General features: G+C 57.6%; 17 protein-coding genes. 9 read left to right on the plus strand and 8 right to left on the minus strand.

Annotated elements, in window-relative coordinates; genetic code table 11:
* Window positions 1-26 precede the first annotated feature (26 nt).
* The 7 genes from RX329_RS32440 to RX329_RS32470 all read left to right on the plus strand — a co-directional run bounded on the left by RX329_RS32440 (window position 27) and on the right by RX329_RS32470 (window position 4,784).
* Complete coding sequence (locus tag RX329_RS32440) at window positions 27-353, plus strand: hypothetical protein (RefSeq protein WP_085358194.1); 327 nt, start codon at window positions 27-29, stop codon at window positions 351-353.
* Between the two features lie 43 nt (window positions 354-396).
* Window positions 397-606, plus strand: coding sequence for a hypothetical protein (locus tag RX329_RS32445; RefSeq protein ID WP_161494810.1), 210 nt, complete (start codon window positions 397-399; stop codon window positions 604-606).
* Between the two features lie 557 nt (window positions 607-1,163).
* Window positions 1,164-1,676: a hypothetical protein gene (locus tag RX329_RS32450; RefSeq protein ID WP_143274158.1), complete on the plus strand. Its 513-nt coding sequence runs from the start codon at window positions 1,164-1,166 to the stop codon at window positions 1,674-1,676.
* 17 nt (window positions 1,677-1,693) lie between these two features.
* Entirely contained in the window at window positions 1,694-1,987 is a 294-nt protein-coding gene (locus RX329_RS32455) for a hypothetical protein (RefSeq protein WP_085358190.1), read from the plus strand.
* Entirely contained in the window at window positions 1,984-2,709 is a 726-nt protein-coding gene (locus RX329_RS32460; RefSeq protein WP_085358188.1) for a hypothetical protein, read from the plus strand. Before RX329_RS32455 ends, RX329_RS32460 begins: the two co-directional genes overlap by 4 nt.
* A 635-nt stretch (window positions 2,710-3,344) precedes the next feature.
* Window positions 3,345-4,289: a toll/interleukin-1 receptor domain-containing protein gene (locus tag RX329_RS32465; RefSeq protein WP_085358186.1), complete on the plus strand. Its 945-nt coding sequence runs from the start codon at window positions 3,345-3,347 to the stop codon at window positions 4,287-4,289.
* Window positions 4,290-4,292: 3 nt separating this feature from the next.
* Entirely contained in the window at window positions 4,293-4,784 is a 492-nt protein-coding gene (locus tag RX329_RS32470) for a hypothetical protein (protein WP_085358184.1), read from the plus strand.
* Between the two features lie 53 nt (window positions 4,785-4,837).
* Here the strand turns inward: RX329_RS32470 and RX329_RS32475 are convergent, their stop codons facing one another.
* From RX329_RS32475 to RX329_RS32490, 4 genes are all read right to left on the minus strand, one after another.
* The gene (locus tag RX329_RS32475; RefSeq protein ID WP_085358182.1) at window positions 4,838-5,281 is read right to left on the minus strand and encodes a hypothetical protein; all 444 of its coding nucleotides are present in this window, start codon (window positions 5,279-5,281) and stop codon (window positions 4,838-4,840) included.
* A gap of 10 nt (window positions 5,282-5,291) precedes the next feature.
* A complete protein-coding gene (locus tag RX329_RS32480; RefSeq protein ID WP_085358180.1) occupies window positions 5,292-5,570 on the minus strand; it encodes a hypothetical protein in 279 nt (92 codons plus the stop codon).
* A gap of 1,097 nt (window positions 5,571-6,667) precedes the next feature.
* A complete protein-coding gene (locus RX329_RS32485) occupies window positions 6,668-7,897 on the minus strand; it encodes a CaiB/BaiF CoA transferase family protein (protein ID WP_085358178.1) in 1,230 nt (409 codons plus the stop codon).
* Window position 7,898: 1 nt separating this feature from the next.
* Window positions 7,899-8,669: an enoyl-CoA hydratase/isomerase family protein gene (locus RX329_RS32490; protein WP_240543200.1), complete on the minus strand. Its 771-nt coding sequence runs from the start codon at window positions 8,667-8,669 to the stop codon at window positions 7,899-7,901.
* 255 nt (window positions 8,670-8,924) lie between these two features.
* Between RX329_RS32490 and RX329_RS32495 the strand changes: the two genes are divergently transcribed.
* On the plus strand, window positions 8,925-9,983 hold the full coding sequence (locus RX329_RS32495; RefSeq protein WP_085358176.1) for an AraC family transcriptional regulator: 1,059 nt from the start codon (window positions 8,925-8,927) through the stop codon (window positions 9,981-9,983).
* Window positions 9,984-10,162: 179 nt separating this feature from the next.
* On the opposite strand, the gene fahA is transcribed toward RX329_RS32495, so the two are convergent.
* Genes fahA through RX329_RS32515 form a run of 4 tightly spaced genes read right to left on the minus strand, consistent with a single transcriptional unit; the run spans window position 10,163 to window position 14,211 of the window.
* Window positions 10,163-11,506: a fumarylacetoacetase gene (gene fahA, locus RX329_RS32500; protein ID WP_085358174.1), complete on the minus strand. Its 1,344-nt coding sequence runs from the start codon at window positions 11,504-11,506 to the stop codon at window positions 10,163-10,165.
* A 50-nt stretch (window positions 11,507-11,556) separates the two neighbouring features.
* Window positions 11,557-12,156, minus strand: coding sequence for a DUF302 domain-containing protein (locus RX329_RS32505; RefSeq protein WP_201263198.1), 600 nt, complete (start codon window positions 12,154-12,156; stop codon window positions 11,557-11,559).
* A 52-nt stretch (window positions 12,157-12,208) separates the two neighbouring features.
* A complete protein-coding gene (actP, locus tag RX329_RS32510; protein WP_085358172.1) occupies window positions 12,209-13,897 on the minus strand; it encodes a cation/acetate symporter ActP in 1,689 nt (562 codons plus the stop codon).
* Window positions 13,894-14,211 carry a DUF485 domain-containing protein gene (locus RX329_RS32515; RefSeq protein WP_085358170.1) on the minus strand — a complete coding sequence of 106 codons (318 nt, stop codon included), beginning with the start codon at window positions 14,209-14,211 and terminating at the stop codon, window positions 13,894-13,896. The genes actP and RX329_RS32515 overlap by 4 nt, the downstream gene beginning before the upstream one ends.
* Window positions 14,212-14,401: 190 nt before the next feature.
* Between RX329_RS32515 and RX329_RS32520 the strand changes: the two genes are divergently transcribed.
* Window positions 14,402-15,070: a GntR family transcriptional regulator gene (locus tag RX329_RS32520; protein WP_085358168.1), complete on the plus strand. Its 669-nt coding sequence runs from the start codon at window positions 14,402-14,404 to the stop codon at window positions 15,068-15,070.
* Window positions 15,071-15,701: the final 631 nt, after the last annotated feature.

Consider the following 15,701-nt stretch of genomic DNA (forward strand, 5'->3'; position numbering starts at 1 on the left):
TTGTTGACGCGTTTTGGGGCGGCCTCATGAAAGCGTGGCTATCTGTTCTGGTTGCGATCGTTGCGCTGATCATCGGCGCACAATTCATATCGTTCTTTGTCATTCAACCGATCGGCGCGCTTCCGGAAGGCCGCACGGTCATTTTGCTGCGCAAACCCTGGACCAGCGCAAAAGGGCTGGCATTCATCGATAGCCCAGACGCGTTCTGCGCACGAAATAGCGGAGGTGTTACGCTGTTGTGCCGCGGTATCACAGCAGGAGCGATAGCGAAGAACGCGACAATTCTGGCTCGACTTCCTTACTCGGCGACACTTTATGGCATTAGCACTGGCGGCCGGACCTACGACCGGTAGGGGGTCGTCCGGCACGCGTCCATCTTGACTGAGAGAACCGCTAATGGACGAATTCGCAATGCTTCTCACGGAACTAGATCGGTGCAAGGCAGAATTCGAGCACCTGCAGAACGACCTCAGTCTCGCGACTGGCACGGGGCGGACCGATGTAGCCGCGCTTCAAGATGCGGCGCGCCGGATGAGCGACATCGCAGCCCGTCTTGAAGCCGTGACGCGTGCGATCGCGAAAGGCACGGCCAACGGAGTACATTGAGCCCTCGCTTCCCGCAGACCAGATTGGACTGTTTCCATGAGACCCGTTTTACGAGCCGCTTTCGCCACAAGTCTGCTGATGTGCCTAGCTCCCTCCTATGCGCAGAACCTCGCACTTTCACCCTGCACCCGCTACACGGCTCCCGGCGCCTCGTGCTCTTGCAATCACGGAGTGATGCGAGGACATAATGCATTTGGAAAGCCTGGGTGGCACCTCGACGAGAGGCAGCATATGATCAGGGATGGATGGCATGCCACCTACTATAAGGGAACGCACAACGCCGTCTGCACTCGGTCATGAATTCTCACCCTTTGGCTCTACGGTGCCTTCTTGGTCGAGCCGGATCAGGACGGGGGGAGTCTAGATCACGTCCTGGACGAACTGATCGACCTCGGAGAGGATTAGCAGAAAATCCACACCTTTCCGGCGGCGACGCTATCGCGCGCGCACAGGTTGCGCTACGTTACTGCCAGGCTGGGATTCTCTGAAAATGCCATTTTACCAAACCTATTCGCGCGAGATCGTGTCGCTTCTCGTGCCGATAGTCGCCGCATTGGTTGCCAACATTTTTCGGGCTAGAGCAAAGCTCATCTGGTCAGAGCACATCTCTCGCACAATGCTTAGCGAAGAAATTTCACCACGTCGAGGTTGGCCCTCCTCATCGAAAACAGCTGACTATTCGAACAACATCCCTGTTCGTTCAGAATCTCGGTCGAGACGCGGCCACGGATGTAGAGATAGTTTTCAACTGGCGGCCACAACACTTCAACATCTGGCCTCAGCGTGGTTTCCAAGAAAAAATCAATCCTGACGGCCGTCTAATCATCGAGTTAGCAAACTTGGCCCCTAAAGAGTTCCTTGGAATGGATTTGCTAACGGTCAATTCCGAGATGCCAAGCCTGATTCAGGTACGGTCCAAACAAGGAATAGCCAAAGCCATCCCTACAATGCAACAGCCTATCCATCCAAAATGGAAGGTGGGCTTGGTGCTATACCTGATGTTCATGGGCGCAGTAGCAACGGTCTTTAGCGTGATCTCGGTCATCCAATTTGTGGCGGTCGCCCCCTAGTCATCGATAGTGGAGGCATGATGTTTTATGGCATTCGCTTCAATTCGGCGCTCGCAAGGCGCGGTATCCCGCCGACCCTCATAGAGACGAATTTCCGACGATCCTTGCAACAGGTCGGCGAGGCGTCCGGCAACACGCCTCAGGAAGTCGCGGTGTTCATTGCTGCTGAGCTGCCACTGATCCAGCGAGTCAATCTGCCGCCCTCTGTTGTCCAAAAGTGGATTGAAGCCGGCAAGGTCAATCACAAGTCCGACGAAATGCGTGGCGCTCTGGGGACCTTGTGCCTCTGGGACCTGATGGCAATGCCATGACCGACGCCTCGGTCCACCTGTTCCGGATTCCCGCAGGCATGGCCGACGAGGACGCAAAATCGTTGGCAGCAATCAACAGGGAAATCGTGGAGCTTGCCGAGCGACGCCGGAAGACAATCGCGGTGGCGGGGCACCTTGCCCGATCGAAGATTGCATGGAAAATCGAGACCTTCGCTGAGGCCGTTCTCTACCGGCTTGTCGCTCTAGCGGAGGGCACAGCCCTATCGTGGAATGCGGCAATACCCCTGCCGGCGTTCCTTTGCACGCGCGCGGTGGTCGAAACGATTGCCCTGCTTGTCGATTTCCAAGGGCGGGTGGGCAAACTGCTCGAAGGGGAAGATCTGAAAGGCCTCAATGAACTCACGATGAATAGAATCTTCTCCACCCGGGACGAAGGATGGTTGCAGGGCTCACCGGAATTGAAATCAGTGAACGTTATGACCCACATCGAAAAATTGGATAAGCTTCTGCCAGGAGCTTTAGGCCACTACAATCGCCTCTCCGAACGGTGTCATCCAAATTCCCTTGGTCACCATCAGATGTTCGCATCGACGGACTACAGCAATGGCAATGTGACTTACGATTCTGCAAAAGCAATGCGGGATGTTACCGCGATCATCGCCGGCTTGACGCTCTTGGGCGTCGCAGAACATTGCCTCGGAGAATTGAGCGTCCTCTCAGAGCGAGTTTCAGAGCTGCACCATCGAGTAAGTCCATCATGAACCTGGGCGAGGCGCGCTGGCCAACATGGGCAGATCTTAGAGGCGTCGGAAATTCTGCAGCGGTCCGTTGTGCGCGTGTACTGCCATAAGTCGGCAGTTCAATCCGCCGCAGTATGACAGGCCGGTCGGGCGCATCCTTGATGCTCGTCAGCGGATTGCCGGGGTCGTCCACCAAGGTGAGCGCGACATGATCGGCGTTGAGGTCGGCCGAGGCAGCCGGCGGAAAAGTCGCCTACTGCCCGGTCGGCAAACGTAGCATGACGGGCACGAACCAGGAGCCGCCGGCGTCCCGGCGGAAGCGATATGATAACGGCTTGCTACTTGCCAGCGCCTCGCGGATCTCGGCCTGACCATGCTCGAAGCGAAGGCCCGTAAACCAGGTCGAGCGGAGAATGTGCCCGCTGGCTACCGTTTCGACATGAGCCCAATGCCCCAGCGTTGCGGGTAGCCGCAGCTCGAGATCGAAGGTGCCGTCTTAGAGGTTGCCTTGAGGCTTTAGCATTAACCCTCCTCATCTGTCAGCTGGCCCCGAAAACGTCTCCCTGGACGTTTTTGCCGTCAATACCACCTAGCCAGTCGTCGAATCTCTCTCCGTTGCCTATATTGTGTCGCCCAGTTCGATTGGAGGTGTCGCATTGCCAAGCGTTTTCTTCTCCTATTCGCATGCCGACGAGACATTGCGAGACCAAATCGAAAAACAGCTCTCGCTGCTCAAGCGCCAAGGTGTGGTCGAGGTCTGGCACGATCGAAGGATCGGAGCCGGCCAGGATTTCGCGAAGGAAATCGACCAGCATGTCGAAACGGACGACATCATTCTGCTGTTGGTAAGTTCAGACTTCCTCGCGTCCGATTATTGCTACGAAAAGGAAATGATGCGGGCGATGCAGCGGCACGAGGCGGGTGAAGCCATCGTGATCCCCATCATCCTTCGAGCGTGCGACTGGCACGGCGCTCCCTTCGGCAGGCTTCAAGCGGTGCCTACGGACGGGAAACCTATCACACAGTTTCCCGACCGCGATCAAGCAATGCTTGAAGTCGCCAAGGCCGTCCGGGCGGCAGCGGGCCGCATCCACCCCGCTTCGCCCGCGAAATCTGCGCCGACTGCGATGCCTCCGACGAGCCGGTCGTCGTTAGAACCGGCCTCTCCGCGATCAAGCAACCTACGCCTCGCGAAGCAATTCACCGACCGCGACTACGACAAGTTCAAACAGGAGAGCTTCGAATTCATAGCCAAATTTTTCGAGAATTCGTTGGCCGAGCTCCAACAGCGGAATTCCGGAATAGAGACGGCGTTCCGGCGGATAGATGCAAACCGTTTCACTGCTGGGATATACCTGAACGGCAAGGTAATTTCACGGTGCACGATCTTCATCGGCGGTTTGGGCGGCGGTATCGCCTATTACGCTGGCGAAAGCACCTCTAGCAATACGCTCAACGAGTCGATGTCGGTCGGCAGCGACGAGCATGAACTTCATTTGAAATGCCTCGGAATGCAGCGCGGCGGCGCGCGCGACCTGTCGCAAGAGGGGGCAGCCGAGTATTATTGGGCGCTACTGATCGAACGTTTGCAGGGAAGGTGACAGATGCTCGCAGCGTCGGAGTTCAGCATCGGATTTATCGGGACCGCTGAGGCGCCGACTTTGGTGCTGCCAGTCGAAAAATACGATCTAGCGTTCCTGATCGTTCCGGCGGCCGACGGCCCAGTCGCGGTTTTTCTGAGCGGCGAGCATCAGTTCCTCGCTTTTCCGAGCAGCGGGAACGAAAGCTACAAAGGGATCTTGATCCCCTCGGTTTCGATCGAGATGGATATCACCTCGGTCGATACGTCATCGTTTCATCCGCCCGGCGCAATGGTTCGCCGGAGAGACGGTCTTTTCATGGCGGCGCGCTTTGATCGAATGCAGGAAACGAAGCTATTCGCCGTATCACGCGACCTGGCCACGTGCAGTCGGGATTTGGCCGCGGGCTTTACGCGATGGCAGATCACCCTAGGTACCGGGCGCGACCGCCGGCAGCTTTGGAAAGTCGATCTTCGGACCAAGACGAGTGGGGCTCCTATCGCCTTGCCGACCTAACTTCGGCCAACTCGTATCGCGGGGCCGGCACACCGATTGCGAGGGGACGAGCTTCAGTCGTCGTACTCGGAACCCTTTGGCGCCTCGCTGCCGGGCTTGAGGGCACCGCCGGGAGCGACCGCTTCTGGACTTTTCTTCTTGATGCGCTTGGCTTTGATCGTCACATAAAGATCTCGCGGAGACGCTTTGTCGAGATCCTGCAGATCGCGGTAATTCGCGAGGAAGTCCAGAATGCTCGGCCGTATCGGCTGCGTTTCCGTCGGCGATCTCGTCTTCAACTTGCGGTCTAGATCCAGCTTGGTGAGTTCGATGGCATGTTTGCGCCACTCGACTTCCCTGTCCTGCTTGTCGCGGGCACCCACGAAGAACTTGGCGGCTATTCCGGTGATTATTGCGCCGACGACCGTGGCAGTCGCTCCAGCAAACGCGGTCACTCCCGCCAACTTGGTCGAGTCGAGCTTGGACAACTCTGCGAAGAAATCCTGAAGTGCGCTCATGCTTCGGACCTCACGCCGACATGAATCCGCCGGCCTGCCCCTCGGTCCGCCCGACGATGAACTTCCGCTCCAGCACCTTGCCCGCCGAGTCCTTGGCGATCACCACCAATTCGGCTCCCCCTTCGCCGGCGGGTATTCGGATCTCCTCGTGACAAGGCGGGTCGGGACAATCGTTGTCGTGAACGACCTTACCGTTCAGTCGAACGGTAATCCGGGTGGTGCCGATGCCGCCCAAGATCGTGAACCGAAAATCTCTGCCTTCGACTGGGGGCTTTGCATCCAATTCCATGTCTGAAGCCAATCGTTCGATGAGAGGGCCGTCGACACAACTTAGCAGACATTTTCCCAAAGACAGCAACTTCGGTTTGCGAAGCCGCGCCCGAATCTGGTGTAGCTGAAACCGCCACCCCGGCGCGCTTCTTCGGGCGCGCCCTCGGCGTGTCATCTGCAGCTCGTGCGGAGGTCTCGAAACCACCTCCGATCTCAACACAGGGCCGTTTGTCGGACTGGATTGTCCAGAAAAAGAGCTTCAAATGCTCTCTCGGAATGGAAACGAATTGCGAACACGACACCTCGTCCGTGTTGCATTCGTGTTGCACGGAGTGGACGGTACTGGGCCGTAACCCATTGTAATCAGTGGTAGTGAGCGTAATGGACGGTAATATCGTTTTGGCGCCATTTTTCGCTGGACCGGAGCGCGCACGGCGCAAAAACCCCTTTATTTATAGGATTTTCTTGCGGTCGGAAGCTGGCGATCCCGGCATGACTCGAACATGCGACCTACGGTTTAGGAAACCGTTTTTGAGACAATAATGTCAATGGGTTAGATGTGCCGTGTTGCAGATATGTTGCGCGCAGGGTCGCCGGCGTGGGCGCTATTGCTCACTCCATTGGTAATGGAGAGGTCGACAGTTCAATACTGTTTGGCAGCCATTGGAGCGGTGCGTACCGCAATCATTCAAATCACTGCGGCCCATTTGTAAATGCTGATCGAAAAATGACCCCCATCGGCGTCTTGGGGACCCCTTCAAGTCATTGGTTGCATTGAACCTGATCCGTTGGACCCCCACGCCGAAAGGCGTCGAGACCCCGCGCCGAAACACAAATCTTGATCTACCGGGTTCGACAGTTCTGAGCATCTCGTCAGCTTGCACCAAAGACCAGGACCGGGTCCTAAACATTCGCAGGTAAACCATATCCGATCCATCGCGATACGGCTCCTCCCCGGTGTTGGCGGGCCACGCCGCTGATGCGGGTATCGCTCCTTCTTGCTCTTGACCGAGGATAATCCTGCAAATGTTTGGTTGCCTTGCGGGCTCCCAACTGACCCGATTCAAGCTGTCTCAACTGAAGCGCAAGTGTATCGCTTCTCCGATGACGAAGCCCTCAATCGAAGTCGCCAAATGGACCCCGCCGGCTAAGTAGGACGCCGCGCTTCTGCAAATCCATAATCTTGTCGAGTGCGACATGACGCTCCGTCAGGATTTCCTGGTTATGCTCACCTTGGAAAGCTGGTATTCCCGGCGACGGCAATTTGGAACGACTGAAGATCCAAGGGTTCCCGGGCATTCTGACCACGCCGCCGGCCCGGTCGTCGACCTCCACCACCGCGTTCCACTCCTTCACCCACTCTGAATCCGCGAACTGGTTGATCGTGCGTACGCGGCCCACGGCCAGGCCAGCTTCGCTGATCTGGGCTTGGAGTTGCTCCAGATTGTCGAAGGTTGCGAGCCACGCCCGGATTTCCGCGAGCAATGAAACCAGATTTTTGCGTCGAAGGTTGGCGGTCGCAAATCGCGGATCCCTCACCAAGTCGTTTCGCCGCATCATTGCGCAATAACGCGTGAACATGGGAGAATAGATCGGGCTGCCCGCGATGGTCAGACAGGTGCCATCACTCATTTCGAAAATATGCGATTCATTGGCCGAAAGCGCGATCGGCTCGCCGTCGGTGTCAATGCCACTTAGCTGCGCGCCGGCGCGCTCGTTGACCGACAACATGGTCGCGGCCATCGACACGTCGACGTGCTGCCCCTCGCCTGTTCTGTTGCGGTGCTGCAGCGCTGCAAGTACGGCGATGACGCCTTGCAGTCCGGTGTAGACATCAGCATGACTGCAAGCATCGCCTCGGGGCTCGGACAATGCTTCGCCGAAATGATCCTGCACGATAGCGGTCAGGCCGGTTTCCGCCTGTACGGTCGGAGCGAAAGCGGGACGGTTGCGCCAGGATGTCGATTGTCCGTAGCCACTCATCGAGACGTAGACGACGCCGGGGTTGTGAGCGCTGACGTCTTCGTAACCAAGACCGAAACGTGCCAGAGTACCCGGACGGAAATTCTCGACGATGACGTCGGCTTCGCGGCACATCGCGACGACGATTTCACGCGCCTCCGCATAGTTAAGGTCGATGCTCAGGTTTCGTTTTCCGGCATTCTGCTGAACATAGTACATCCCCAGCCCATCAACATGCGGCAGGCCCACGCGGCCAAGATCGCCAGAAGGCGGTTCAATTTTCGTGACGTCAGCGCCGAGATCTCGTAGCGCCTTGGTACAATGAGGCCCTGCCAGCACGCGGGTAAAGTCGACGACATGCAGTCCTTCCAAGGGAGCCGACATTTTAGTCTCCCTCGAAGACGGCGCTGGCCGGTCCGGTCGCAAAAAACGCGTCAAAACCGCGCTGGCGATCTTTTGCTTTCCAGATCATGTCATTGATCTCAACCTGCTTGGCGTCGGCCGCGCCGATTCCGCCGCGAGCCTCAAGATTGGCCTGCATCTTAATGCCCTTGATAACCTGTGTCGGACCAGCCGCGAGTTGCCGCGCCCAGGTCATCGATGCTGACGGCAATTCGGACTCCGGAACCACGAGATTGACGATTCCCCAACGTTCGAACGCTTCAGGCGTGTGCCTGCGCCCGAGCATCGCGATCTCCTTGGCCCGCGCGACGCCAGCGCGTTGTGCCAGTCTCTGTGTTCCGCCAAGGAGGGGGAGCAGGCCTACGGTCACTTCTACCTGCCCCAGGAACGCGGTGTCGGCGGCGATAATCATGTCGCAAGTCAAAGCGAGTTCAAGGCCGCCACCCAGCACGCCGCCGTTGAGCGCCGCGACCGTCGGTACTGATGCGTCCTCGAGGCTGCGCATCATGGCTTCGAACTTGCGCTGATCGGTGTGTATGAACGTGCTGGTGTTGAACGACTTAAGTTCCGCGCCCGCGCAGAAGTGGCGCTGGGAGCTGCGCAACAAGATCGCGCGGCATCCCGAGCTCAACACCGCTCGGTATGCCGTCACTAAATCCTCGACCAGCGCATCGTCGATCAGGTTGTGCGGTGGCTTCGCGAGCGTGACCACACCCACCTTGCCGTCGATTTCGTGCGTGACTGTGATCATCATTCCTCCCTCTCGCGGTGCTCGCGCGTCCCCTTTGCTAAGAGAACGGTGTTCGCGGACAGCCGACCGGCGCTTCCCCTGGAAAAGCTCTGGCAACGAGCCGACTTTCTTTCTCCTGAAATCTTGCAGGTTCAGGTCGTTTGCGGCAATGTTTCCGAGTGCCAATAAAGATGTCCAAAGCTGCCAAAACGGCTAATATCGCGCCATCCCAAACGTCGAATTGCGCCAAAGTCAAACGGGTCGGTCAATCGAGAACCCATGAAGCCTATCAAGGTTGTCACCCCAGTCTCCGGCGATCCGGATTTGCCCAACCAGAATTTGCTGGGGTTAGGCGCGTTGGCGGCGGAGCTTGCGTCGGAAGGCATTTCGGTGCGCGATCTGTTCGCGCGCACTGGAGTGGACGCCGCGCAATTGGAGGATGCACACGCACGGATCTCACATCGGCAACGGATCGCGATCTATCGAAACGCCAAGAAACTCGCGAAACGATCGGATATTGGGTTGTTGGCAGGCGCACGACAACGGATCAGCGATTACGGCATCTACGGATACGCTATGGTTAGCAGTCCGACCTTCGGAGACGCGCTGCTATTTTCGCTTGACCACGTCACTATGGCGGGTCCCGCCGTAAAGCAGATCAGTTTCCAAATCGACGGCGACCTCGCGATCCTGCGCAGTCACGGTCTAGATACCTTGGGAGATCTACTGCCGTTTGCGGCCGAGTTTTGGCGGAGTTCGATGACATCCTTGTTCAGCCGGGTACTTGAAATCCCTTTCCCAACCGCACGAATGATCTTCCCTTTCGCGGCTCCGACGCACTGGCGCAACTACGAGCGAATGTTCAATTGTCCGATTGAGTTCGATGCCGGGACGATGGAGTGGCACTTCAGCGCGGACGTTCTCAGTAAGTCTTGCCCGAACGCAAATCCCATAACTGCAAAAATATGCCAACAAGTATGCGACATCGTAATGACCGAAAGCCCGGGCGAGTCTGAACTTGTCCGGAAGATTCGCGTAGCCTGCTTCAACAGTCCGAAACGCTTTCCGCCCGCCGGCGCGATCGCGTCCGATCTAGGCGTCTCCCTACGAACACTGCACCGCAAGCTGGCCGATGAAGGATTGTCATATCAATCCATTGTTGACGCCATGCGCCGTTCGATCGCAACCGAACTTCTGGAAAACACCCACCTCGGCATCGAACAAATCTCAGAGCGAGTTGGATTCGCGGACGCCGTCGGCTTCAGAAAGGCGTTCAAGAAATGGACCGGACGTTCCCCCAGCGAATTTCGTTTACGCGATACACCCCAGACCTCTTAAACGGCACAGGACTAGGCTATGCTCAACGAGATCAGAACATACGCGATATTGCCAAGCAACACGAACGCTAGTCCCGCAGCGAGCACAAGAAGCTGCCCGAAGCGCACGTCGTCGAGGTCCATTTCAGGCGTGATCAGCATTGCATATATAGTTGATGTCGAACAACACATGATGATGTCCTAGGATCCTTTGATCTCTTCCGCGGCAACAATCCGTCCCGTGCATGCCCCGAAGCCGATCGCCGCGTGTCCCGCTCGGTCGCAACGTCCCCTGAAGCTGATCTCATCGCCATCAAGCAGGAAGCTCCGTTGCTCGCCGTTCGACAGCGTAACGGGCATAGCTCCTCCCCTCGTGAATTCGAGCATGCTGCTCAGCTCCGCGGGTGTCGGTCCGGAGATTGTCCCCGTACCTATCAGATCTCCAGGCTGCAAATTGCAGCCGTTCGCGGTGTGGTGCGCAATCATCTGCGCCGGCGTCCAATAGAGATAACGTGCGTTTGAGTTTAAAAGCGCGACCGACTGTTGATTTGCGCGGCGCATCTTCTCAGTCGACAGGTAAACTTCGAGATGCACATCCAGGCCGCCCTGGCTCTGATCGTTTCGATCGAAGAGATAGCTGAGTGGCCGAGGATCACCTTCGGGGCGTTCCAAGGCGGGCACGCGGAACGGCGCCAACGCGTCAGCGGTAACGACCCAGGGAGAGACGGACGTCGCGAAACTTTTGCTCAGGAACGGCCCTAGCGGATACATCTCCCAACGCTGGATATCGCGAGCCGACCAATCATTGAGCAGAGAAAATCCGACGATCTCCTGCGCAGCGCGGCCGATCGGAATCGGCTTGCCAAGCTCATTACCACCGCCGACGTAGAATCCCATTTCGAGTTCGAAATCCAGTCGTTCGCATGGACCGAAGCTCGGTGGTGCACCGTGGGCGTCTGGAGGCCGCTGGCCGAGCGGTCTTTGAATTTCGCCTCTTCCGATTTGCACCGAGGACGCCCGGCCGTGATAAGCGATAGGCATCCATTTATAATTTTGCGGAAGCGGGTTTTCAGGAGTTAGCAACGCGCCGGCGGCGATCGCGTGATAGATGCCTGCGTAGAAGTCGGTGTAGTTTGAAATATCCGTCGGACGGTGAAAAACGCAGTCATCTTCGGGGACCAACAGATCCGAAGACCGACGCCGTATTTCGTTGCCGCTTGCTCCCTGATCGAGCAAACTTGCCACGGCAAAGCGGAGTTCGCGGAGTGCCGACCTTCCTCTGCCGAACAGCGCATTAAGCGACGTCTGCTCGAAGAACGAACGATCGATGCCGGCCGGCAGAACGTTCAACCGGCTCGTCTTCTTGAGATCGAGAACGCAATTACCGATCGCTACGCCGATTCGCGGAGTCGTGTCCGCCGCCGTGCTGAACACACCGAGCGGCAAATTCTGGATCGGAAAATCTGAGTCTGGAATGTTTGCAGATTCGACAAAGCTACGGCGGCCGGGGTCGTGAGTTTCGTCAAGTTGGCCTGAACCGATCATACCGCCTCCTGTCTAGCCGCCAAGCAAGCCTCGCTGGCCAGCGCAAGTGTTCACATGCTGACTTTTTTGAGGAAGGTCAGAAGCCGCTGATCAAGCGACTGCGCCATCGCGTCGATCTCGGCATTGTTGAACTGACCGAACATCGAGGTCGGCTTGTCGTATTCCATAGTGGTACCGCCTTTCGCGTTCGCATAGACAACCACGCGCAATGGCGCATACAAGCCTGCGGCCGGGTTGACGTTCGTCATGTCCACGGCGGAAAGGACATTTCCGATATAGTAGGCGGTGAGCGGCCGACGCTCCCCTTTCAATGCCAGCAAGTCACCATGCAGCGCGATATAATGAATCGCTAAGCCATCCTCGCCTGCAATGCGCTTCAGCGCAGCTCGCAAGCTTTCGACGTCGTTGTTTTTCAGCAAGATCCGAACGCTCTCATCGAGACGGCCAAGTTTTTCGATTCCTGCCTTCACCTCCGGATAGGGCTTCATCGTCGTAACCTTGATGTGCTCGACCGGCAGCGGCGTGGAGGTGACTTCGACTCCATCGGCCGAACTCGAAGGCGAATTCGTGACTGATGCTAGAACCACGGCGAGAAACCCTCCTAAGATAAGTCCGGAGTACTTGAAGCTGCATTGCATCACGTTGAACACTCCCTTTCTAATTCCGGTTTTCGGATAGTTACGCGCGATAGAGCCGACTTAATCACGAAACCGCGGGCACAAGTTCCGGCAGTTTTGCTTGTGTGAGGCCGGTTTCCGACTGCACGAACTGCGCATCGAATGCTTTCCGTTCGCGAACCGCGCGGGCGCTTCGGTCGGTGACCGAGAACAGCCAAACGCACAAGAATGCCGACGGCATCGAGAACAGAGCCGGGTTGTCATAAGGGAACGGCGCAGAGGCGAAATGGAAGACTGCAATCCAGACCGTCTTGCTCAACACGACCAAGGCGACGGAGGAAACGAGACCGACCACCCCGCCGGCGACCGCGCCGCGCGTGGTCGTCCCGCGCCAAAAGATGGCCATCGCCAGAACTGGAAAGTTGCAGCTCGCGGCAACGGACAGTGCAAGGCCCGCCATAAAGGCAACGTTCTGGCTCTCGAACGCATAGGCGAGCAGCACCGCCACGATGCCGATTGCAAAGGCCGCCACCTTGGAGACCCAGACTTCTCGGGTTTCTGAAGCCTGGCCACGCGCGATTACCTGACCATAGATGTCGTGGCTGACGGCAGAGGCGCCTGCCAGCGTGAGTCCCGCAACAACGGCGAGAATTGTCGCGAAAGCCACGGCCGCCATGAAGCCAAGCAGGACAGGTCCTCCCATGGCGTGGGCGAGGTGGATCGAAGCCATGTTCGGACCACCGATGAGATCAGCGACCTTGTTAAATTGCCCTGAGGCTCCGACGTTGAAATAGCTCGCATCGGACATCAGGATCGCGACGGCGCCGAACCCCAGCAAGGGAATGACGAGGCAGAAATAGGCAACGCACGTCGTTGCATAAAACACCGACTTTCGTGCGCCTGCTGCATCCTTCACAGTAAAAAAGCGCATGAGGATGTGCGGGAGACCGGCGGTACCGAAGACCAGCGCAGTGCCGAGCGAGATCGCCGAAATCGGCTCGGCGAACAGGCCGCCCGGCGCAAGAATCGCAGCGCCCTTCGGATGGATCTGGCTCGCTGCAGCGAGCAATTTGGCGGCGCTGAAATCGAAGTGCCAGAGCACGGCGATGGCCATGAGCGTTCCACCCGACAACAGCAGCGCGGCCTTAGTGATTTGTACCCAAGTAGTTGCCTGCATGCCGCCAACAGTAACGTACAGAATCATGAGTGCACCGACACCTCCGACAGCAACGAGATACTGTGCGCCAAATAGCAGTTGGATGACCTTGCCGGCGCCGATCATCTGCGCGATCAGATAAAATAGGACAACGACGAGGCTGCCGGTTGCCGCGATAAGCCGAATCGGCGCCCGCTCAAGACGAAATGCCGCGGCGTCGGAGAATGTGAAGCTGCCAAGGTTGCGCATCCTCTCCGACATCATGAATAGGACGATCGGCCATCCCGTGAGGAAGCCGATGGCATAGATCAAGCCGTCGAAGCCATTGGCATACACGAGCGCCGAAATACCAAGGAATGCAGCAGCAGAGAGAAAGTCTCCCGCAATCGCCAAGCCGTTCTGCAGTGGTGTGATCGAGTGTCCCGCGGTGTAGAAATCCGCTTTCGATTTGGTGCTGCCCGCAGAGCGATAGGTGATCACCAGGGTGACGACGACGATCAGCATGAACATGCCGACCGCAATCCAGTCCGTCCCGCGTTCGTGTACCGCAGGCGCCTGGGCCATGGCGAGCGTTGGCGATGCAATCGCCAGCGCGGCCAACAGGATGCGCGAGATCATTGACCGTACTCCCGATTCAACGAGCGGGTCAGCGGGTCGAAGCGCAAGTTTGATTGCGCGACATAGAACCCCGTCAGGACCACGACCACTACGATCATTGCAAAGGCAAGCCCAAGCCCTACCGGGATAGAACTTCCGCCGATCGTCGCCCCGAGCGCGCCTCGCGCCATCGAGATCAGCAGGATGAAGCCGAAGAACATCGCGAGCGTGATCGCGGAAAGGGTCCAACGCAGTTTGGCCCGCGCCCCTACCAGCTCTTGAAATGATGGGTCGGACAGAATTCGCTCGGTCCGCTCTGGCGATAGCTGAGGCATGGTTCCTCCCAATGTCCTTGTTGTTCTCGGCTTGAGATCGAAGACGAGCCGGCAAAGGCCCGTGTACTCGGGAGCGTTCTGTTCGCGCTCTTAAAATCGATATTATTAGATAATGTCTTATTGTCAATAAAAAAAAGATATTTCGATGATAGTCTTGTCATAGGGTCCCCCTAATGCCACCCTTTCCTTCATGACTGAGTCCCCAAGCCGAACGATCTCCATATACAATCAGGTTCGGTCCGACATCCTCGCAGGGCGGCTCGAACCAGATCGCAAGCTCAGGATTCAAGAGTTGGCTGCTTCGCTTGAAGTCAGTCCGAGCGTTGTCAGGGAGGCGCTGTCGCGGCTTTCCGCCGAGTCGCTCGTGATTGCCGAGCCACAGCGGGGCTTCCGCGTCGCTCCTATCAACGCGGCAGATGTCAGCGACCTCACCGAAGTCCGAATCGATATCGAATTGCAGTGTCTTCGGCGCGCGATCAGCAGAGGCAATGTCGATTGGGAAGTTGCGATTGTCGCGGCCAATCACGCCTTGAGCCGGACCCCGCACGACACTCGAGAGGTTAGCGATGCTTGGACGGTCGCCCACGCCCGCTTTCACGCTGCGTTGGTCGCGGCGTGCGACAGCCCCTGGCTTCTTCGAATCCGCGAACAGCTCTTCTTACAAGGCGAGAGATACCGACTCATAAACATTCGAATGTCGGGCGATGACCGCGACCTGCGTGGCGAACACAGCCAACTTGCGGATGCTGTCCTCAGCCGCGACGTGAGTTTGGCGACAGAGCGGATGACAAACCATTTGCGTCTGACAGAGACGCTTACGTTGCTATCGTTGCGATCCGAACAAGCACACGTCGCGTAGTTAACGCACCTGTCCCGCTCGACGCCGTTGCCCAAGGATTGAAGCGCCTCTTGATATCGAACGGTCCTATAGGCCGCCCGAGCCAGATGGCGCGCCGCGAACTTGATGACAACCGTGCGGTCGTGCTCCCCATCTTCATGACCTCAATCGCTTCATTCCTCAACAGGAAACGGTTTCCAACGGCCTCGATGGCCGGCGCCGCGAACCGTACAGATGGAATTGCAACACTTTCAAGATCAGGCAGCAATGGGTACTCGATTGCGAGTGCACCCACGTCTGCTCCATTCCGGGAGGTGCCCAATCACCGCGCCCGGGTCGAGCATGGCGATCTGTTCATCGACTGCTTCAACCGAGTTTTGCAACAAAACGGCACCACCGCCGAGGAAGGCACCCTCGTTGGTACCCGCCTGGTTCGCCCCGCGCGGATAAGTAGACACGCGTGCGTCGCGGCTCGACCGCCAAGAGACCGCTCCTGAATGCTGTGCGAATGTCCGATCTTGTCGCGCTTGCCGGGGTATGGGCAATGACGTCTCGCGCGCAATTCATGATCCAAAGTCCGTGACAAAAGAACGATTTTACATTGCGCAACCTGCGCATGGGCAAGAGCATCCGCCGGCTTGAGTTCGATCTG

This window comes from Bradyrhizobium sp. BWC-3-1 (assembly GCF_032917965.1).
Taxonomy (GTDB): Bacteria; Pseudomonadota; Alphaproteobacteria; order Rhizobiales; family Xanthobacteraceae; genus Bradyrhizobium; species Bradyrhizobium canariense_D.

Coding starts and splice junctions, on each gene's coding strand:
- RX329_RS32460 (WP_085358188.1), top strand. CDS start 1,984: ATGACCGACGCCTCGGTCCACCTGTTCCGGATTCCCGCAGGCATGGCC.
- actP (WP_085358172.1), bottom strand. CDS start 13,897: ATGATCTCGCGCATCCTGTTGGCCGCGCTGGCGATTGCATCGCCAACG.
- RX329_RS32475 (WP_085358182.1), bottom strand. CDS start 5,281: ATGAGCGCACTTCAGGATTTCTTCGCAGAGTTGTCCAAGCTCGACTCG.
- RX329_RS32495 (WP_085358176.1), top strand. CDS start 8,925: ATGAAGCCTATCAAGGTTGTCACCCCAGTCTCCGGCGATCCGGATTTG.
- RX329_RS32515 (WP_085358170.1), bottom strand. CDS start 14,211: ATGCCTCAGCTATCGCCAGAGCGGACCGAGCGAATTCTGTCCGACCCA.
- fahA (WP_085358174.1), bottom strand. CDS start 11,506: ATGATCGGTTCAGGCCAACTTGACGAAACTCACGACCCCGGCCGCCGT.
- RX329_RS32440 (WP_085358194.1), top strand. CDS start 27: ATGAAAGCGTGGCTATCTGTTCTGGTTGCGATCGTTGCGCTGATCATC.
- RX329_RS32470 (WP_085358184.1), top strand. CDS start 4,293: ATGCTCGCAGCGTCGGAGTTCAGCATCGGATTTATCGGGACCGCTGAG.
- RX329_RS32490 (WP_240543200.1), bottom strand. CDS start 8,669: ATGATGATCACAGTCACGCACGAAATCGACGGCAAGGTGGGTGTGGTC.
- RX329_RS32445 (WP_161494810.1), top strand. CDS start 397: ATGGACGAATTCGCAATGCTTCTCACGGAACTAGATCGGTGCAAGGCA.
- RX329_RS32455 (WP_085358190.1), top strand. CDS start 1,694: ATGATGTTTTATGGCATTCGCTTCAATTCGGCGCTCGCAAGGCGCGGT.
- RX329_RS32485 (WP_085358178.1), bottom strand. CDS start 7,897: ATGTCGGCTCCCTTGGAAGGACTGCATGTCGTCGACTTTACCCGCGTG.
- RX329_RS32520 (WP_085358168.1), top strand. CDS start 14,402: ATGACTGAGTCCCCAAGCCGAACGATCTCCATATACAATCAGGTTCGG.
- RX329_RS32480 (WP_085358180.1), bottom strand. CDS start 5,570: ATGGAATTGGATGCAAAGCCCCCAGTCGAAGGCAGAGATTTTCGGTTC.